This window comes from Cupriavidus necator (genome assembly GCF_013141915.1).
In the GTDB taxonomy this organism is placed as follows: domain Bacteria; phylum Pseudomonadota; class Gammaproteobacteria; order Burkholderiales; family Burkholderiaceae; genus Cupriavidus; species Cupriavidus necator_B.
Genome location: NZ_SROX01000005.1, coordinates 205,416 through 224,341, shown reverse-complemented (window position 1 = coordinate 224,341; position 18,926 = coordinate 205,416). Strand labels below are relative to the sequence as shown.

The 18,926-nt window shown below is 68.2% G+C and carries 18 protein-coding genes and 1 pseudogene; 4 read left to right on the top strand and 15 right to left on the bottom strand.

The window, feature by feature from the left end:
* Window positions 1–31 precede the first annotated feature (31 nt).
* Window positions 32–157, bottom strand: a pseudogene (locus tag E5S69_RS12640) (aldehyde dehydrogenase family protein); the annotation flags it as partial.
* A 208-nt stretch (window positions 158–365) separates the two neighbouring features.
* Between E5S69_RS12640 and E5S69_RS12635 the strand changes: the two are divergent.
* Window positions 366–776, top strand: coding sequence for a hypothetical protein (locus tag E5S69_RS12635; protein WP_171514980.1), 411 nt, complete (start codon window positions 366–368; stop codon window positions 774–776).
* Between the two features lie 62 nt (window positions 777–838).
* Here the strand turns inward: E5S69_RS12635 and E5S69_RS12630 are convergent, their stop codons facing one another.
* The 8 genes from E5S69_RS12630 to E5S69_RS12595 all read right to left on the bottom strand — a co-directional run bounded on the left by E5S69_RS12630 (window position 839) and on the right by E5S69_RS12595 (window position 11,932).
* Window positions 839–2,383 carry an acetolactate synthase large subunit gene (locus E5S69_RS12630; RefSeq protein ID WP_171515105.1) on the bottom strand — a complete coding sequence of 515 codons (1,545 nt, stop codon included), beginning with the start codon at window positions 2,381–2,383 and terminating at the stop codon, window positions 839–841.
* 68 nt (window positions 2,384–2,451) lie between these two features.
* Window positions 2,452–3,237, bottom strand: coding sequence for a GntR family transcriptional regulator (locus E5S69_RS12625; RefSeq protein WP_171514979.1), 786 nt, complete (start codon window positions 3,235–3,237; stop codon window positions 2,452–2,454).
* Between the two features lie 156 nt (window positions 3,238–3,393).
* Window positions 3,394–3,597: a CsbD family protein gene (locus tag E5S69_RS12620; RefSeq protein ID WP_116358015.1), complete on the bottom strand. Its 204-nt coding sequence runs from the start codon at window positions 3,595–3,597 to the stop codon at window positions 3,394–3,396.
* Window positions 3,598–3,702: 105 nt separating this feature from the next.
* On the bottom strand, window positions 3,703–4,311 hold the full coding sequence (locus E5S69_RS12615) for a hypothetical protein (RefSeq protein ID WP_171514978.1): 609 nt from the start codon (window positions 4,309–4,311) through the stop codon (window positions 3,703–3,705).
* A 313-nt stretch (window positions 4,312–4,624) separates the two neighbouring features.
* On the bottom strand, window positions 4,625–7,747 hold the full coding sequence (locus E5S69_RS12610) for an efflux RND transporter permease subunit (protein ID WP_171514977.1): 3,123 nt from the start codon (window positions 7,745–7,747) through the stop codon (window positions 4,625–4,627).
* 13 nt (window positions 7,748–7,760) lie between these two features.
* Window positions 7,761–9,011, bottom strand: coding sequence for an efflux RND transporter periplasmic adaptor subunit (locus tag E5S69_RS12605; protein WP_236901302.1), 1,251 nt, complete (start codon window positions 9,009–9,011; stop codon window positions 7,761–7,763).
* A 23-nt stretch (window positions 9,012–9,034) separates the two neighbouring features.
* On the bottom strand, window positions 9,035–10,450 hold the full coding sequence (locus E5S69_RS12600) for a TolC family protein (protein WP_171514976.1): 1,416 nt from the start codon (window positions 10,448–10,450) through the stop codon (window positions 9,035–9,037).
* 324 nt (window positions 10,451–10,774) lie between these two features.
* On the bottom strand, window positions 10,775–11,932 hold the full coding sequence (locus E5S69_RS12595; RefSeq protein WP_171514975.1) for an acyl-CoA dehydrogenase family protein: 1,158 nt from the start codon (window positions 11,930–11,932) through the stop codon (window positions 10,775–10,777).
* Between the two features lie 230 nt (window positions 11,933–12,162).
* On the opposite strand from E5S69_RS12595, the gene E5S69_RS12590 reads away from it, so the two are divergent.
* Window positions 12,163–12,408, top strand: coding sequence for a hypothetical protein (locus tag E5S69_RS12590; RefSeq protein ID WP_171514974.1), 246 nt, complete (start codon window positions 12,163–12,165; stop codon window positions 12,406–12,408).
* A gap of 30 nt (window positions 12,409–12,438) precedes the next feature.
* Here E5S69_RS12590 and E5S69_RS12585 read toward each other — a convergent pair whose 3' ends face one another.
* Entirely contained in the window at window positions 12,439–13,299 is an 861-nt protein-coding gene (locus E5S69_RS12585; protein WP_171514973.1) for a LysR family transcriptional regulator, read from the bottom strand.
* A 121-nt stretch (window positions 13,300–13,420) separates the two neighbouring features.
* Here E5S69_RS12585 and vapB point away from each other — a divergent pair, with 121 nt between their 5' ends.
* Both vapB and E5S69_RS12575 read left to right on the top strand, forming a co-directional pair.
* The gene (gene vapB, locus E5S69_RS12580; protein ID WP_423766624.1) at window positions 13,421–13,669 is read left to right on the top strand and encodes a type II toxin-antitoxin system VapB family antitoxin; all 249 of its coding nucleotides are present in this window, start codon (window positions 13,421–13,423) and stop codon (window positions 13,667–13,669) included.
* On the top strand, window positions 13,669–14,094 hold the full coding sequence (locus E5S69_RS12575) for a type II toxin-antitoxin system VapC family toxin (protein ID WP_171514972.1): 426 nt from the start codon (window positions 13,669–13,671) through the stop codon (window positions 14,092–14,094). Before vapB ends, E5S69_RS12575 begins: the two co-directional genes overlap by 1 nt.
* Window positions 14,095–14,125: 31 nt before the next feature.
* Here the strand turns inward: E5S69_RS12575 and E5S69_RS12570 are convergent, their stop codons facing one another.
* The 5 genes from E5S69_RS12570 to E5S69_RS12550 all read right to left on the bottom strand — a co-directional run bounded on the left by E5S69_RS12570 (window position 14,126) and on the right by E5S69_RS12550 (window position 18,842).
* The gene (locus tag E5S69_RS12570) at window positions 14,126–14,491 is read right to left on the bottom strand and encodes a hypothetical protein (protein WP_171514971.1); all 366 of its coding nucleotides are present in this window, start codon (window positions 14,489–14,491) and stop codon (window positions 14,126–14,128) included.
* Between the two features lie 205 nt (window positions 14,492–14,696).
* Entirely contained in the window at window positions 14,697–15,521 is an 825-nt protein-coding gene (locus tag E5S69_RS12565; protein WP_171514970.1) for a class I SAM-dependent methyltransferase, read from the bottom strand.
* 181 nt (window positions 15,522–15,702) lie between these two features.
* Entirely contained in the window at window positions 15,703–16,551 is an 849-nt protein-coding gene (locus tag E5S69_RS12560) for an EamA family transporter (protein WP_171514969.1), read from the bottom strand.
* A gap of 104 nt (window positions 16,552–16,655) precedes the next feature.
* Window positions 16,656–17,996 (bottom strand): PQQ-dependent sugar dehydrogenase, encoded by a 1,341-nt coding sequence (locus tag E5S69_RS12555; RefSeq protein ID WP_171514968.1) that lies wholly within the window; start codon window positions 17,994–17,996, stop codon window positions 16,656–16,658.
* A 141-nt stretch (window positions 17,997–18,137) separates the two neighbouring features.
* Window positions 18,138–18,842: a glutathione S-transferase N-terminal domain-containing protein gene (locus tag E5S69_RS12550; RefSeq protein WP_171514967.1), complete on the bottom strand. Its 705-nt coding sequence runs from the start codon at window positions 18,840–18,842 to the stop codon at window positions 18,138–18,140.
* Between the last annotated feature and the right edge of the window lie 84 nt (window positions 18,843–18,926).

Below are 18,926 nucleotides of genomic sequence, written 5' to 3'. Positions count from 1 at the left end.
TGAGCGGCGCCGGCACATCGATGCGATGCAGGACGCCGTCCTGGTGGGCCCGCTCGGCGACACGCAGCGCGGTCAGCGCGGTCAGCGTGGTCTCCTTGGCCGGCTTGACCACGATCGAGCAGCCGGCGGCCAGCGCAGGACCGGTCTTCGAGGTCAGCCGGGCAAACCCGGCGACTTGGTGCCGGGGGGTGCCCCGGGGCGCGCACCTATTTATGACTATCATTTGTAGACAGATAATATTTCTCGCCGGTGAGCGTGGAGCTTCCGCTCATGCTTCAGTCGCCGGCGTGCGGGCCTGCGCGTACCGCTAGAATGCAAGCAACGGCGCAGCAGTGCTGCGTTGAGTCTGATCCCCGGGAGCCGGCATGGAACCTCTCTCTTTTGAGTTTGTCACCGTTGAGGAAGCAAAGAAGATCCTGGACGGCGAGCCGCCGGTGCAGGCGGTACCGGACTGGAACGACCTGCGACGCCCGCCGTCGCCGGAAGATGCGGTGCTGTCGGACGCCGCCATGCGCTGGGTGTTGTCGCTCCCCGCCGAGGCGCGTCCGCTGTTGCTGTGCCGGCGTTATCCGCGCATCGGCAACCAGTTGGCGGCGCTGTCCGCCAATCCGGCCGCGCTGCATGCTTTCCTGGTCGAGTTATTGATCGACAAGCGCGGTGGACGGCAGGGGTTCCCGGATGGCATCGCACTGGAACTGTCGCGCTTGCATGAATACATGGTGCGGCAACTGTCCTGTGGCAGCGATGCGCCGGGCTGCCCGGACCTGACGGACTGAAACGCCGGCAATTCCCCTGTGCCGGGATGCGCGGCGGGCGCGGTTGCCCGCGGCGGCGCCGTTCAGATCACCAGTTCGATCACGAACGGCCCCTTGCGCGCATTGGCCATGCGGAACAGGTCGGCGAAGCCTTCCATGTCGGTGGCCTGGGCCCCTTCCACGCCCATGCCCGCGGCCAGCTTGACCCAGTCCAGGTCCGGGTTGCCGATGTCGAGCATGTCGAGCGCCGTCTTGCCGGGGTTGGCGCCGACCCCGGCCAGTTCGCCCAGCAGGATGGCGTACTTGCGGTTGGCCAGCAGCACCACGGTAACGTCGAGTTGCTCGCGCGCCATGGTCCACAGCGATTGCAGCGTGTACATGGCGGAGCCGTCGGCCTGCAACGCGACCACGCGCCGGCCGGGCGCCGCCACGGCCGCGCCGAGCGCCAGCGGCAGGCCTGCGCCGATGGCGCCGCCGGTCAGCTGCAGCCAGTCGTGCGGGGCCGCGTGCACGGTGCCGGGATAGAACGCACGGCCGAAGCTGATGCTCTCTTCCACCACGATGGCCTGCTCGGGCAGCAGCGCGGTCAGCGAGCGCGCCACCGCCTCGGAGGTGACCGCGCCGCGCGCGGGTTCCACCGGCGCGGGCACGGCGGCGGCAGGCAGCTGCACCTGGCGCGCGCCGACTTCATCGGCCAGCCGTGCCAGCGCTTCGGCCAGGTCTTCTTCCGGGCGGGCCAGCACATGTACCGCGGCATCCTCCGGATACGGGCGCGGCGACTTGCCGGGGTAGGCAAAGAACGTCACCGGCGCGGGCGCGCCCACCAGGATCACGTTGCGGATGCTGGCCAGCTTGTCGCGCGCGGCATCGCCCGAATACGGCACGCGATCCACCGCCAGGCGGCCGCGCCCGCGCGCCACGCGCGCATTCGACATGGGCGAGATCAGCCGCGCGCCAGTGGCGGCGGCGATGCGGTGCGCGTCGGCCAGCGGCGCCTCGCGCAGCGCGCTGCCGCCCAGCACCAGCAGCGTCGGCTGGCCTGAGCGCAGCACGCGCGCGGCCTGCTGCACAGCATCCGGCGAGACTTTGGGCACCGCCAGCGGCGGCATCGGCGCGGCCACGACGCCGCCGGCGTCCCAGCACACGTCGGACGGCAGGATCAGGCTGGCGACGCCGCCTGGCGCGGCACAGGCCGCCTGCACCGCGGCCGCCGCATCGGCGCCCACCGAAGCCGCCTGCGTGGCGGTGCGCGTCCACACCGAGACCGGCCGGGCCCAGCCTTCGGTATCGGCCGTGAGCGGCGCGTCCAGCGGCCGGTGATAGGTGGCCTGGTCGCCGATGAGATTGACCACCGGCGTCTGCGCGCGGCGTGCGTTGTGCAGGTTGGCCAGGCCATTGGCCAGACCCGGCCCGCAATGCAGCAGCGTGGCGGCGGGCTTGCCGGCCATGCGCGCATAGCCGTCGGCGGCGCCGGTGACCACGCCCTCGAACAGCCCCAGCACGCAACGCATGCCGGGTATGCGGTCCAGCGCCGCGACGAAATGCATCTCGCTGGTGCCCGGGTTGGCAAAGCAGGTGTCCACGCCATTGGCCAGCAGGGTCTTGACCAGGCTCTCGGCGCCGTTCATCGGTTGTGCGTTGTTCATCTGGGGTCCGGTGGTTGAAGGGTTGGCAGGGGTGGGCAGGGACCGCTCAGTCATGCCGTCTGCGGGCGCGTGGCCAGCAGGTCGAAATCGAGGCAGACAAACTCGGTCGGGAACTCAATGCGGGCGAAGTAGACGATGCGCTCCGCACCCTCCGCCGAGGCCAGCGGCACGCAGGCAAAGCGGCGCAGCTCGGCCACCGGCGCGCCCACCGCAAGCGCCAGCGCGGCCGCGGATTCCGCCCCCGCCGCGACGATCGACAGCCGTTGCCGCGCCGTGCTGACCGACATCCCGGGAAAACGGTCGAGCACCGGCACCGAGGCGCCTTGGCGGAAGGCGTCGGGCTCGCGCGCGAACACCTCGGCGTCGATATAGACCTCGCCCACGGCAAAGGGGCGCCCATCAAGGCGGTGCAACCGGCGCAGGAAGTGGTAAGCGGGCGCGCGCTCGCCGGAGCAGGGCATGCCAAGGTCGTCCGGTAGCGGCACATTGCCGGCCGACTCGACCATGGCTTCGGTATCGAGCTGCGCGCCGACGGCAACGGCCTCGTCCCAGCTGGTTGACAGCGACACCTGCCGCCGCGCGCGGCACGGCGCCTTGACGAACGTGCCGCGCCCGCGCGAGCGCTCCAGCAGCCCTTCCTCGTCGAGCATCGACAGCGCATGGTGCATGGTCATGCGCGCCACGCCGTACTGGCGGCACAGCTGCTCCAGCGACGGGATGCGCGCGCCCTGGCGCCACGCGCCGCTTTCGATCTGGCGTCGAAAGATGGTAGCGAGCTGCAGGTAGACCGGCTGGCGGCTGCGCGACAGCAGTTCGCTGGAAAGAGGTTCCGGCATGGGCGGGTGCCCGGTGCGGGGCACATTGAGCGTGCCGGTGGATTCCGGCGGGGGTGCCGACAGTATAAAAAGTCTATATAAGTAGACTACTAGGGTAAACCTTGAACCAAAAAAAAAAGCGCCCGAAGGCGCCATACAAGACCATCGTGCAGCGTCTTACCACCGCACATCCCGTTCCCACTCCTTCATCTCTTCCTCGGCGCGCTCCTTGGTATAGCCATAGCGCTCCTGGATGCGGCCGGCGAGCTGGTCGCGCTTGCCGTTGATCTGCGTAATATCGTCATCGGTCAGCTTGCCCCACTTCTCCTTGACCTTGCCCTTGGCTTGTTCCCACTTGCCTTCGATCTGATCCCAGTTCATGTCGTGCTCCCAGGTTTCATGGCAAGGGGGCGCCGGCAGCGTCCCCTCGCGTGTGGTGTGGTGAACGGCCCGCCCTTGGGCCGGGCTGGACCGTAATGAAGCTGCTTACTTGCCGTACTTGGCCTTCACGTCGGCCTGGCACTTGTCCTTGGATTCGCCGGACATGGCGTCGCAGCGTTCCTTGTCGGCCTTGTAGGCGGCATCCATGGTGTCCTTCTTCGCGTCAGCGCGGGCTTCAGCGACATCGGCGCGCGAACCGGTCGCCGCGGCCTTGTCGACCTTGGCGGCAGTCAGGGCCTTTTCATGCGCGGCCTTGGCGTCCTTCTTGCAGACGTCCTTGTCATTGCCCTTCTTGTCGTCGCACATTTCCTTGGCAACGTCATAGTCGCGGTCGGCCTTGGTCTTCTCGGCCTTGGCCATCGACTTTTGCGTGCCGTCGCGGCGGGCTTCGGCCTGGGCCTTGGCCACATCGCGGTCGCGCTTGGCTTCGGCCTTGCAGACGTCCTTGGCGTTGTCCTTCATGCCGTCGCACTTGGCAGTGGCCGCCTTGTAGTCTGCGTCGGCCTGCTTCACCGCGGCGTCATAGTCGGCTCTTGTACCGGTTGCAGCCGTGTGGGCCGTCGTTGCCGGTGCTGTGGTCTGCGCCAGGGCAAAGCCTGCCGGGGCTGCAACCATCATCGAACACACTGCTGCAGTCAGCCATTTTTTCATCATGTCGAGCTCCTTTCCGGTTGATTGCGTAAGGGTACGCATGAGAGGCCGGCGGCTATGCTGCTGGCCACGCCGTATGTACAGAGTAGGCCCGGGGGGATGGGGTCAGCAGGCGTTGGGCTCCGAAAGGAACGTCAGACTATTCCGACATAGCGCATCGCGCTCGGCACATGCATGGCTGCACCGGGTTGCGCAGCGCTTGTTGATTGCGTCTCGCCATGAAAAACGCCGCCCGGCAGCGGGCGGCGCCAGGCATCGCCTATGTCTGCGATGCCAGACAGGCAGCGCAGGGGCACGCCCCCGCGCGGCACTGTCATCAGCCGGAAATCGAAGACCCCAGCCGGTTTTCGTCGGGCGCTGCGCCAGCCTCGTCCGGCCAGTTGCGGCCCACCATCCATTCATAGAGTGTCGGCAGCACGATCAGCGTGAGCACGGTCGCGGTGATCAGCCCGCCGATGATGACGATGGCCAGCGGCCGCTGCGTCTCCGAGCCGATGGCGCGCGAGATCGCCATCGGGAACAGCCCCAGCATGGCCAGCAGCGCGGTCATCAGCACCGTGCGCAGCCGGTCCATCGAGCCGGTCAGCACCGCCTGGCGCACCGGCATGCCTTCTTCGCGCAGCTGGTTGAAGTAGGTCACCATCACCACGCCGTTGAGCACCGCCTGGCCGAACAGCGCGATAAAGCCGATCGCCGCCGACACCGACAGCGGGATCCCGGTCAGCAGCAGCGCGAACACGCCGCCGATCAGCGCGAACGGGATGTTCGAGATGATCAGCGTGGCGCTCTTGAACGACTTGAACGCATTGAACAGCAGCAGGAAGATCACCAGCACCGACAGCGGCACCACGATCGACAGCCGCGCCATGGCGCGCTCCTGGTTCTCGAACTCGCCCGACCAGCTGATCTTGACGTCATCGGCCCTGACGTTCTTCGCCACCAGCTTCTGCATGTCCTTGACCACGCTGCCCATGTCGCGGTCATGGATGAAGATGCCGATCGAGGTGGTGCGCTGGCCGTTCTCGCGGCTGATGTTCATCGCGCCGGAAGCGGCGCGGAAGGTCACCAGCTGCGACAGCGGCACCTGTGCGCCATCGGCGGTCTGCATGAAGATATTGGGCAGGTTCGGCAGCGCGCGTTCCGACGGCTTCAGCCGCACGGCCACGCTGAAGTGCTTCTCGCCCTCCCACAACTCGGTCGCGGCCTTGCCCGCCAGCGCGGTTTCCATCAGCTCCTGCACGTCGGCCACGTTGATGCCGTAGCGCGCGGCCTGGGCGCGGTCGAACTCCAGCACGTACTGCGGCAGCTCGCCGTCGCGGTCGATAAAGGCGCGCATCACACCCTTGACCGACTGCACGTTGGCCAGGATCTGGTCGGCCACCTTCTTGTTCTGCTCCAGGCTGTCGCTCTGCACCTTGATCACGATCTGGCCCTTGATCTGCGAGATGCTTTCCAGGATGTTGTCGCGCACCGGCTGCGAGAAATTGGGCTCGATGCCGGGGAGCCGGCGCAGGTTCTTGTCGATCTCGCCGATGATGGCGCGCTTGTCGAGGCCACCGCGCCATTGCTTCTCGGGCTTGAGGTCAACCAGGATCTCGACGGTGTTGATGAGCTTGGGATCGGTGCCATCGTCGGGCCGGCCCACCTTGGAGATGGTGGTGTTGACCTCCGGCGTCTGGCGGATCACGCTGCGCAGCAGTCGCGCCTGGTCGCGCGCCTCGTCGATCGACACCGACGCCGGCAGGTCGAAGCTGACCCACATCGAGCCTTCGTCCAACTCCGGCAGGAACTCGCTGCCGAGGAACTTGCCCGCGCCCACGGTCACCACCAGCAGGCCCAGCGCCGCCCCCACCACCAGCTTCTTGTGGTCCAGGGCCCACGCCAGCATCGGCGCATAGAGCCGCTTGCAGTGGCGCACCAGGAAGTTGTCGTCGTGGGCGATGTTCTTCTTGAGCAGCAGGTGGCACAGCAGCGGCACCAGTGTCAGCGACAGGATCAGCGAACCGATCAGCGCGCCCGTCACCGTGTACGCCATCGGCGCAAAGATCTTGCCCTCGTGGCGCTGCAGCGTGAAGATCGGGATGTGCGCCGCGATGATGATGACCATCGAGAACACGGTCGGGCGGCCTACCTCGGTGGTGGCTTGCAGGATCGCCAGCAGGCGCGCCCTGCTGTCCTGGATCTGCTGCTCTTTCAGCTCGCCCAGCCGCTTGAAGATATTCTCGACCACGATCACCGCGCCGTCGACGATGATACCGAAGTCCATCGCCCCCAGCGACAGCAGGTTGGCCGGGATCCCCACCCAGGTCAGGCCGATGAAGGTCGACAGCAGCGCCAGCGGGATGATCAGCGCCACGATCGCCGCGGCGCGCACGTTGGCGAGGAACAGGTACAGCACCGCCATCACCAGCAGCGCGCCCTCCACCAGGTTGCCGAACACCGTGTGCAGGGTCTTGTCGATCAGCGTGGAGCGGTCGTAGTACGGCACGATCTTCACGCCCTTGGGCAGGATCTGATCGTCCAGCAGCGCGATCTTCTGTTTCAGCGCGTCGAGCACCAGCGACGGGTTTTCGCCCTTGCGCATCACCACGATGCCCGAGACGATGTCCTCCTCGTCGTCCTGGCCCATCAGGCCTTGCGGCGGAGCGCTGCCGACGCGCACGTCGGCAATGTCCTTCACCAGGATCGGGGTGCCGTTGTTCTCCGCCACCACCACGTTGGCGATATCGGCCGAGGTGCGGAAGCTGCCCAGCGAGCGCAGCAGGAACTGCTGGCGCCCGTGCGCCACCGCGCCGCCACCGGCGTTGGCGTTGGCGCGCTGCAGCGCGGTGAACAGCTGCGACAGCGAGATCCTGGCGTCGCGCATGCGCGCCAGGTTGGGGTTGACTTCATACTGCTTGATGGTGCCGCCGATGGTGACCAGGTCGGCCACGCCGGGCACCTGGCGCAGGTTCTTCTCCACCACCCAGTCCTGCAGCGTGCGCAGTTCCTGCGGCGTATAGCCCTTGCCGGTCAGCCGGAAGCGGTAGATCTCGCCGATCGCGGTGGACAGCGGCGCCAGGTCCGGATGCACGCCGTCGGGCAGGTCCACGCTGCGCAGCCGCTCCAGGATCTGCTGGCGCGCGGCCACGTCGGTGGCGCGGTCGTTGAAGGTCACCATCATGAACGACAGCCCGAACTGCGTATGCGAGAACACCCGCACCGCGTTGGGCGTGCCCGCCAGCGCGGTCTCGATCGGGATGGTGACCTGGCGCTCCACTTCTTCGGCGGCGCGCCCCGGGTACAGCGTGATGACGTTGACCTGGATGTCGGACACATCCGGGAAGGCTTCGATCGGCAGGTTCTTGAACGCGGCGACACCGCCCCCGACGAAGATAAGCAGGCCCAGCCAGACAAAGAGCTTCTGGTGCAGGGCAAAGCTGACGATACGCGAAATCATTGGGCGGCGGTCCTCATTGTGCTTTTTTTGCCGCGGGTGCCGCGGGCGCGGCGCGCGCCGCGTTCACCGCGGTGGCATCGCGCAGGATGTCCTGCAGGTAGAGGTTGCCTTCGCTGACCACGGTCTCGCCGTCCTTCACGCCTTCGAGCAGCTCGGTGGTGCCGGGCAGCGTCACGCCTACGCGCACCTGGCGGCGCTCGAAGGTATTGGGCGCGGTGCGCACGAACACATAGTTGCGGTTGTCGGCCAGGAACACGGCCTTGGACGGCACCGCGATACCCTTGAACGAGGCCGCCGGCAGCTTCGCCGTGACGAACATCTCGGCCTTCAGGCGGCGCTCGGGGTTGGGCACGCTCAGGCGCACCTTGATGCTGCGCGCGGTCGGATCGACATAATCGGCAATCTTGACCACGGTGCCGGCAAAGGTCTCGCCGGGCCAGGCGGCGCTGGTCAGCTGCACGTCGACGCCGGGCTTGAACAGGCTCAGGTCGGCCTCGCCCGCATCCACCTGCGCCCACAGCGTGGTCGGATCGGTCACCAGGAACAGCGGCGCGGTCGGGGGCTGGTCGGGGCGCAGTTCCATGCCGAGGTTGATGTTGCGCTCGACCACCAGGCCGTCGATCGGGCTGCGCAGCGCGAAGCGCTGGTTGACACCAGCCGCCCCGGCGGCGGCCGCGCCGTACTGGCTGAGCGCCGCCTGGGTGCGCTGCAGGTCGGCCGCGGCGCGCGCGGCATCGGCCTGCGCCTGCTCCAGTTCCTTCTGCGCGATGATGCCGGCGCCATACAGCTCGCGCTGGCGCGCCAGCGCCTTGGCCGCGACCGCGCTGTCGGCGGCGGCCTTGCGCGCATCGGCCTGGGCCACGCCGAATTCCGGCGAGGTCAGCGTCGCCAGCGGCTGGCCGGCCTTGACCGTGGCGCCCGGCTGCACCAGCACCTCGGTCACGCGCCCGGCAAACGGGGTGGCCACGCGCACGGTCTTGTCTTCGTTCCACACCAGCCGGCCGGGCAGGCTCAGCATGCGCTCGCCGCCGGTTTTGGCGGCCTCGCCGGCGATGCCGGGCAGCGTCTTTACGCTGGCAGGAAACTGGATGGTATTGCCGCTGACCTTGGGATCGTCATCGGCCTTGGGCGCTTCGGACTTGCCGCACGCGGCCAGCACCAGCGCGCACAGCGCCACGGCGCAGGCCGTGGACAGGCTTGCCGGCGCGGCGGCGGAAAAAGGGATGCAGGACGTACGGCGGAACATGCGTGACAGGAGAGACATGAAGAATGCGCGGGAACTGCGGTTCAGGGACGTGCCTGCGAAGCCACGGGTGCGCCCGTGGTGGTAGAGGTCTGCAGCGCGACGCGATACGCCGACAGCGCCTTGGCGTACTCGCCCTGCGCTTCGGTGGCATCCAGCCGGGTCTGGCGCAGCGCGCGGCGCGCGTCGAGCAGGTCGAGCACGCCGGTGGCGCCCTTGCTGTAGGCGAACTCGGCACTGCTGGCCACGCTCTCGGCCGCCGGCAGCACCTCCTCTCGCATCTGCCGCAGCGACTGGCGCGCGGTCTCGAGCTGGCTGCGCAGGCGGTCGATCTCGTTGCCGGCCTCTAGCATCACACGGTTGCGGTCGTCCAGCGCGGCGTAGTAATCGACTTCGGCGCGGCGCGCCTCGCCGCCATTGCGGTGCCGCACGAACAGCGGGATCGACACGAACACGCCGAAGCTGTTGCCGGAGCCGTAGCTGTTGGTGGGCGAGGTCGGGTAGTGCTCCGCCTGGGCACCGATGGTCACATCGGGCACCCGCCCGGCGCGGGCAAGGTCGCGCGACGCGGCGGCGGCGGCCAGGCGGGCTTCAGCCGCGGTCACGTCGGGCCGGCGCTGGAGCGTGTCGGGGTCTGGTTGCGGCACGGCGGCATCAAGCGCCGGCCAGTCCGCCACCAGCCGGTTGTCGGCAAGCGTGCCAGGTACGCCCATCGCCTGCGCCAGCATGGCCTTGTCGCGGTAATGGTCGGTGATGGCCTGGCGCATGTCGTTCTGGGCCCGCAGGGCGTCAAGCTGCAGCTTGGTCACGTCGGCGCGCGCCACGTCGCCGGCCTTCAGGCGCGTCTCGCTGGCCTGGCGGGTGCGCTCGTACAGCGCCAGCGTTTCGCGCAGTACCGCCACGCGTTCCTGGCTGACCAGGGCCTCGAAGAAGGCCTGCTCCGCCACGCCGGTCTGCTGCGCCATGACTGCCTGCACCACTTCACCGGCGGCGGCACTGGCCTTGCGCGCGGCATCCACGCGCAGGTTGCCCTTGTTGGCGGTCTCGACGAGCTGGTCCACGCGCAGCGTGGAGTCCACCGTCTTGCTGCGCAGGTTGCCCGAGCCGACCCCGGCATGCGGGTTGATGTTCTCCACGCCCAGGCTCAGCACCGGGTTCGGGCGTTGCGACGCAATCTGCACATCGGCCTGGCTGGCTTCAACCCCGCGGCGGGCGGCGATGATGGTGGGGTTGCACCGCATCGCGTCCAGGCGCACCTGGGCCAGCGTCAGCGAGGCGTGGGCCGGCGGCGGCGCGCACGGGCCGGGGGCGGCCTGTGCGGCCTGTGCGGAGTCTGCGGTAGGAAGCGGATCGGCAGGGCGTGCGGCGACGGGTTCGGCGGCAAAGCTCGGCGCGGGCCCCGCCACGGCCCCTGATACCAGCAGGACAGCTACGGCAACACGGGAAAAGACAAAAGACACGGTCAGTCAGGCTCGGTTTGACAACGATCTGCGGTAAACGACCGTGCCCGCCGAACGGTTCACCGGGGCGCAAAATATTCATGCGCCTGGACCCGCGATGCGTGCTGCGCGGCGTGGCTGTCTAGGATGCGCCCTCGCCCGCTGTCCTGATGCTGCCAACGGCACCTGGACACGATCTCCCGCCCGCATTCAAACCGAATCGCATTACAAACGGCTTTCATTCGACTGACAAAAGCCTTTAACTGCTCGAAAACCCCTAGTGACCGGAAAAATCGGCTGCCGTCATGGCCGGCGCCGGCCATGACGGCGGAAACCGCCGCCGCGTTACCCCTTCACGCGGTCATCGAGCCCCAGGCCGCGGCCGATGATTTCCTTCATGATCTCGCTGCTGCCGGCATAGATCCGCGAGATGCGCGCATCGGCATACATGCGGCAGATGCGGTACTCCTCCATATAGCCGGCGCCGCCGTGCAGCTGCACGCCCTCGTCGACCATGCGTCCCTGCAGCTCGGAGGTCAACAGCTTGGCCGACGCCGCGGTCTCCACCGTCAGCGTGCCTGCATTGTGTTGCAGCACGCACTGGTCGACAAAGGTCTGCAGCGCGTCCAGCTGCGCGCGCAGCTCCGCCAGCTTGAAGCGCGAATTCTGGAACGTGCCGATGGCGCGCCCGAAGGCCTTGCGCTCGCGCACGTAGTCCAGCGTGATATCGAACGCCACCTGTGCCGACGCCATGTAGCCGCAGGCCCCGATCAGGCGCTCCTCGGCCAGGTGGCGCGTCAGGTAACGGAAGGCCTGGCCGGGCTCGCCCAGCACGTTGGCCTTGGGTACCTTGACGTTGTCGAAGAACAGCTCCGAGGTGTCCTGCGAGTGCAGGCCCAGCTTGCGCAGCTTGCGCCCGCGCTCGAAGCCAGGCATGCCGCGTTCGACGATGAAGAGCGTCAGGCCATGGCTGCGCTCCGGGTCGGTGCGCGCCACCACGACCACCACGTCGGCCAGCTGGCCGTTGGAGATATAGGTCTTGGCGCCATTCAGCACCCAGTGGTCGCCGTGGTCCTCGGCGCGGGTGCGGATGCCGGCCAGGTCGGAACCGGTCTGCGGCTCGGTCATGGCCACGGCAAAGATCGACTCGCCGCGCGCGGCCGCCGGCAACAGGCGCTGGCGCTGCTCTTCATTGCCGATGCGGCCGATGTAGGGCGCCACCAGGCGCGAGTGCAGCGTGCCGAAGAAGCCGGAGTCGCCGTGGCGCGCGTTTTCCTCGATCAGGATCTGCTCATAGCGGAAGTCCTGGACGCCGGCGCCGCCGTATTGTTCGTCGGCCCACATCAGCAGGTAGCCCTGCTCGCCGGCCTTGCGGAACACCTCGCGGTCCACGCAGCCCTGTTCGCGCCAGCGCTCGCCGTGCGGGCCGACCTCGCGCTGGTAGAAGCGGCGGGCGGATTCGCGGAAGGCGTCGTGTTCGGCTTCGAAGATCAGGCGTTGCATCGGGGTCTCCAGGGGTTTTGAGATAGACCAGGCCAGTGTCGGCCGCGCCACGCCGATGAGATTCGTCGGAACGGATGATTTTTCTTACCGCCTTGACAGGCCCCGGCTGCCAAGCAAAACCCGGATGAATGCAATTTTATTGATATGAAGTGCAAATAACTTTCATTTACCCGCCGGCACGCTTTGTGCCAATACTGGAGCCACAGATAACGATTCGATGGAGCGGGAACATGGAAGCCATCCTCTGGATTGGACTGGCGCTGGCATTGGTGGCGTTAGGGGGTACCGTCACCTGGCTGATCGGCACGCGCGTGCCGGAACCGGTCTTTGCGCGTGCGCAGTTGCACGGCCGCTTTGCCGGATTGGAGCCGCGCCCACCGCGCCGGGGCGGCGGCGGGCGCAGGCAGCGGGTGCGGCAATGGCGCCTGGTGGCCATGCCCACGCCCGCCGGCCAGCTGATGCCGGTGCGGATCTGACGGCAGGTCGCAGGGCAGGTCGGCCGGATGCTATTGCGGGAAGTCCCAGCGCTGCGACCAGTCTGATTCCTCCCGCACGATGTCGCGCAGGATGTCCACGGCGTCCTGCGCCGTCCCCGCCGGTGCCTTGGCACAAACCAGGAACACGGGATACGAGAATTCCGGCGCGCCGGCCACGCGCGCCAACACCCCGCTGTCCAGGTAGCTCTGCACCACGCGCGTACGGAAATAGCCGCTGCCGCCGAACTGCAGGATGTACTGCAGCGCCAGCGGCCCCAGATTGAAGTAGAGCGATGCCCGCGCATGCTCCGGCAGTGCGCTGTCATGCTGGCGGCGAAACTCCGGGCCCCAGTCGACATAGACATAGCCGCCGTCGCGCTGCGTCGAGCGGATCAGGACCAGCTTCTCCTCCATCAGCGCTTCCACGTGCATGCCGGGCGCGTACTCCGGCTGGTACACCAGGGCCGCGTCCAGCGCGCCCGACTGCAGCTTGCGCTGCAGCTCGGCGCCCTCGCCCACCTCCGCCCGCACCGCCTGCGCCGGCATCCGCTGCCGCAGGCGCGTCGCCCACAGCAGCACCAGCGGGTTACCCAGGCTGATTTCCGTGCCATAGCGAAACAGGCTGGCCAGCCCCGCCGGCAACGGCAACTCGCGGCACGCCGCCTCCCAGGTCTGCACCAGTTGTCCGGCATAGCCCAGGAAGCGCTGCCCATCCGGTGTCAGCCGCGCCCCGGCCTTGTTGCGCTCGAACAGGCGGCAGTTCAGCTGCGCCTCCAGGCTTTTGATGCGCGCGGTCACGGCGGTCTGGGTGACATGCAGCTTGTCCGCGGCAGCCAGCAGGCTGCCATCGCGCACGACTTGCAGGAAGGTGCGGGCGAGTTCGATATCCATGGGGCGATCCCGGGGGCGGTGTGGCGGGTTTCAGGCAATCTGGCCATTGAGAATCGGAGCATACACACAAGGATGTACTTCTGCTTCAATGGTGCTATGCTTTGTACCTACAGGGATGTACATGGACTCCTCAATGCCTTTCACCCGGATCTTTCGCAACGGCAATTCCCAAGCGGTGCGCATTCCCGCAGAACTGGCGTATCCCGACACGGATATGCAGTTTGAAATCGAGCGGGTCGGCGATGAGCTGCGCATCCGGCCCGCACGCCGGCGCCTGACCGGGCTGCTCGACGTGTTCTCCGCATTCCCTGACGACTTCATGGCGCACGGGCGCGAAGAGCAGACCCAGGCCGAGCGGGAGGGATTCTGATGGCCAGGTATATGTTCGACACCAACATGTGCATCTACCTGATGAAGAACCAGCCCCCTCAGGTAGCCGAGCGCTTCGCTCAGTGCTTCGAGGGGGACGTGGTGTTGTCCGCCATCAGTCTGGCCGAACTGGAATACGGCGTCACTACCTCATGCGATCCGCAGGGTGCACGGCGCGCGCTGCAGGCCTTGATCGGGCGCGTGCCGGTGTTACCAGTGAATGCGGCGGCGGCGCGCGCTTACGGCCCAGTCCGAGCCGCCACGCGCGAACGCAAGGCAGATGCGCTGGACAAGCTGATCGCCGCCCATGCGATTGCCGAAGACTTGACCATGGTCACGCGCAACGTCGGCGACTTCGGCGCCTATCCGGGCCTGCGCGTCGAAGACTGGACCGCGCCGCGCCAGGGCACAGTCCCGGGTCGATAACCGCCGCCGGTCCGGCCAGATTCACGTTGGCTCAGCGCGCCGGCTGTGCCCGTACTCCCGCTGGCATCGCAACCGGCACGGCGCCCGCCATCGGCGCCACCGGCACGCTGCGCGCCTCGCGTGGCGGCCGCAGCGGCGCGATGCCTTCCGGCGCCTGCCACGCCTGGCCATTGTCATAGCCGGTGGCGGCGGCCTCCAGGTAGCCGGCGGCAAACTTGCGCTCCGGCGTCACGGCCTGCACGGCCGGCGCGGCCGGCGCCTCGGACTGCGCGCAGGCGACGCTGTTGATGCATAGGCCCAGCACACGCAGCAGGGCCATGGCCTGGCGCGAGCGGTGCAGGATGGCGGACGGGCGCGACGCGGCCTGCCCGTTCTGGCATGGGGATCGGGGGTTCATGGGGGTTCTCCGGGAAGCCATTGCTGGCAGGTGGCACAACGAGCCGCGGCGCCGCGCTCGATGTCCATTGCGCAATGACCGTGCCACCGCCAAATGCTGGCTGAAGCGGGGATTACGGCACTTTCCGGAGGTGAAATGGTGGGGTCGGGCCGACGCTAGCGGCGCTGGTGTCGGCTGGCGTCCGACATCCCGGAACCGAGCCGCGTCAGGGCTTGACCGCAGCCGCCAGCACCGCCGGCATCGGCACCTCGAAGCCGCTGCCGCGCATGTAGCCGGCAACGGTGCCGCGCAGCACCGCACGGATTTCGTCGCGGGCCTTGGGCGTCTGCGCGCGCAGCGTGGCGGCGGCGCGCACGGTACCCTGGGCGAGCGCATCGAACAGCTGGTCGGGCGTGGAGAAACGCCAGACCTGCGGCACGCTGCGGCAAGTCGGCATGACAAAGCCGGCCTGCTGCAACGCGCTGCGGCAATGGCCGGGATCGCTGAACAGGAAGAAATTAGGCCCGACCGGAATATCGACTTCCATCGAGCCACAGGCCCGGATCGCGGCATAGACGGCGCCGAAGCCAACCGCGCGCTCCGGCGAATCCCAGACCGTGAAGGCGATGCGGCCGCCCGGGCGCAACACGCGGAAGGCCTCGGCCAGCGCAGCGTCCGGGTCCGACATGTGGCACAGGCCGAAGCCATTGACCACGGCGTCGAAGCTGCCATCGGCAAACGGCAGCGCCTGCGCGTCGGCCTGCTCATACTGGACCTCGGGATGCAGCTTGCGCGCCAGCTGCACCTGCGCCAGCGAGAAATCGACGCCGACGGACTCGGCCCCGCGCTGCACGGCCCCCGCCGCGACGTGGCCGGAGCCGGAGGCCACGTCGAGCACGCGCTGGCCGCCGGCCACATGGGCCGCGTCCAGCAGGGACTCGACCGATTGCCGGGTCACGTGCGACAGATGCTCCTGGTACCGGCTGACGACTTCCGGATCTTCCCAGCCCGCCAGTTCAAAGGCGCGAAACGAATCTGCGGTGTGGTCCATGCCTACTCCTCGGCGTCGATATCCAATCGGGCGGGCGTGTATTGGTGATATTGGTGAGCGGACGCAGTGTGGCTGCATCGCGGGAACCCGGTCAAGCCAAGTATAGACAGCGCCGCGGCCGGTCATCGGCCAGGCGCCCGGGCCGGCACCCTGGCGCGCTGTGGCGCCAGGTCGCACCGATTCAGGCAAAGCGCAGCGTGGCCACGCCGGCGGCGATCAGGCAGGCTGCGCCCAGCCGCGCGGCGCCGACCCGCTCCTTGAGCAGCAGCGCGGAGATCAGCGCGCCGAACAGGATCGATGACTCGCGCAACGCGGCCACCGGCGCCACCGGCGCGCGCGTCATCGCCCACAGCGACAGCGCGTAGGAGGCCAGCGTGCCGCCACCGCCCACCAGCGCGAACCCCAGGTTGCGCCGCACGTAGCCAGCGAGTTCCGGGCGGCGCGTTGCCAGTGCCCACGCCGCCAGCGGCACGGCAGTCAGCAAGAAAATCCAGAAGGCATAGGCCACCGGCGCGCCGGAGCGCCGCACGCCGGTGCCGTCGATCAGCGTATAGATGGCAATTACCAGCGCGTTGAGCAGCGCCAGCCATACGCCCTCGCGCCCGCCCCGTACGCCGCGGGCGCCCCGCGCGCCGCCCGCCATGGCCAGGATGCCCAGGCTGATCACGGCGATGCCGCCCCATGCCAGCGCCGACAGGTGCTCGCCCAGCCAGCCCACGCTGGCCAGCGCCACCAGCAGCGGCGCGCAGCCGCGCATCAGCGGGTAGGTCAGGCTCATGTCGGCGCTACGGTAGATCCGCGCCACCAGCGCGAAGTACACCACATGCACGCCCACCGACGCGGCGATGAACGGCCAACTGGCGGCCGCCGGCTGCGGCAACGCCGGCAGCGCCACCGCGGCCATCAGGCCCGCCGTCACCGCCACCATCACGGTGGACAGCATCTTGTCGCCGCCGCCCTTGACCACGGCATTCCACGCGGCATGCAGGAAGGCGGCAAGCAGGACGACGGCGAAGACGGTCAGCGACATGGGCGGCAGCGGAGTCGGCGCCATCAGGCAGCGCGGGATCGCGCCATTCTAGCCGCGCCCCCTGCTGCGCTTCCTGCCGCGGCGCATATCGCGCTAACGCCGGCTCACCTGGCACCGGTGACGCGCCAGACCGTATTGCCGACATCGTCCGCCACCAGCAATCCGCCGCGCTTGTCGATCGCCACGCCCACCGGCCGCCCGCGCGCCTTGCCGTCGTCGTCGACAAACCCGGTCAGCACATCGAACGGCGCGCCCTGCGGCCGGCCCTGGCTGAACGGCACGAAGATCACCTTGTAGCCCGCCAGGGGGCGACGGTTCCACGATCCATGCTGGCCGACGAACATGCCTTCGCTGAAGCGCGCCGGCAAGCTGTTGCCGCTGGCCGCGGCGAGGCCCAGCGAGGCGGTGTGCGCGCCCACGGCATAGTCCGGCACGAGCGCTTTGGCCACCAGGTCCGGTGCCTGGGGCTTCACGCGCTGGTCCACATGCTGGCCGTAGTAGCTGTAGGGCCAGCCATAGAAGCCGCCGTCGCGCACCGAGGTGATGTAGTCCGGCACCAGGTCGCTGCCGATCTCGTCGCGCTCGTTGACGGCGGTCCACAGCATGCCGGTGACCGGCTCCCACGCCATGCCGTTGGGATTGCGCAGGCCGCTGGCAAAGATGCGGTGCGTGCCGGTCCTGGGGTCGACCTCCCAGATCGCGGCGCGGCCCGCCTCCTTGTCCAGGCCGTTCTCGCCCACGTTGCTGTTCGAGCCGACGGTCACGTACAGCTTGCTGCCATCGCGGCTGGCAATCAGGCTCTTGGTCCAGTGATGGTTGAGCGGCCCGCCGGGCAGGTCGACCACCTTCTGCGGCGCGGCGCTGATTTCGGTCTGGCCGGGCTGGTACGGGAAGCGCAGCAGCGCATCGGTGGCGGCCACGTAGAAGTCATTGCCGACCAGCGCCATGCCGAAGGGCGAATTCACATCCTTCACGAACACCGAACGCTGGTCGGCCACGCCATCGCCGTTGGTGTCGCGCAGCAGCGTGATGCGATTGGCGCTGGGCGTGCCGGCGCCGGCGCGCTTCATCACCTTCTTCATGATCCAGCCGCGGATGCCCTTGCCGTCCTCGGGCTTGGGCGGCGCATTGCTCTCGGCCACCAGCACGTCGCCATTGGGCAGCACATAGACCCAGCGCGGATGGTCCAGCTTGTCGGCGAAGGCGGTCACCGCCATGCCTTCGGCCGCCACCGGCCGCTGGCCCGCGGCCCAGCCAATGGCCGGTGCGATCTTGACAGTGGGGATGGCGGTCTGGTTGGGCGGCGGCAGTTGCGGCGTGGGTCCGAAGCCGGCTTCTGACGGCAGCTTGGCCGATTCGCCGCAGGCGGCGAGCGTGGCCATCACGGGCACGGCGCCCGCGAGCATGGCGGTGCGCAGCAGGCGCAAGAGGGTGGGCATCGGCATGGTCCGGGCTCCTCAGGCGACGCTCGGCCGCGCGCCTGTGCTAGGAATATAGGACGTGCGGCGCCCGGCGCTCTGTAGGCGCCGCGGAAGGCACCGTGTAGGACGATGCCCTGGCCCACCCTGCGCCCTGGGCGCAGGCGCTCAGCCCCGATGCGGCGTATCCAGCCCCTTCACCACCGCGGGGCGCTGCACGAACGCATCCAGCACGCGCCGCACGTTACGGAAGTCCTTGAAACCGACCAGGTCGCCGGCCTCGTAGAATCCGACCAGGTTGCGCACCCACGGAAAGGTGGCGATGTCTGCAATGGTGTACTCGTCGCCCATGATCCACGCGCGGCCGTCCAGCCGCTGCTCCAGCACGTTGAGCAGGCGCCGGCTTTCGGCCACGTAGCGGTCGCGCGGGCGCTTGTCTTCGTAATCCTTGCCGGCAAACTTGTGGAAGAAGCCCACCTGGCCGAACATCGGGCCGATGCCGCCCATCTGGAACATCACCCACTGGATGGTCTCGTAGTGGCGCGCCGCGTCGGCGGGGATCAGCTTGCCCGACTTCTCGGCCAGGTACAGCAGGATCGCGCCCGACTCGAACAGCGCCAGCGGCTTGCCACCCGGGCCATTGGGATCAAGGATCGCGGGGATCTTGTTGTTCGGGTTCAGCGACAGGAATTCGGGCGAATGCTGGTCGTCGCTGTCGAAGCGCACCAGGTGCGGCTCGTACGGCAGGCCGGTCTCTTCCAGCATGGTCGACACCTTGACGCCGTTGGGCGTCGGCAGCGAATAGAGCTGGATGCGGTCGGGATGCTGCGCCGGCCATTTGCGGGTGATGGGGAAAGCGGACAGATCGGGCACACGAGCTCCTGGTTCGGGCGCTTCCACGCCAAGGGAAGCTGCCGGACTACGAAAGAGCCGATCATAAACCGGCCCCGCCGCGCT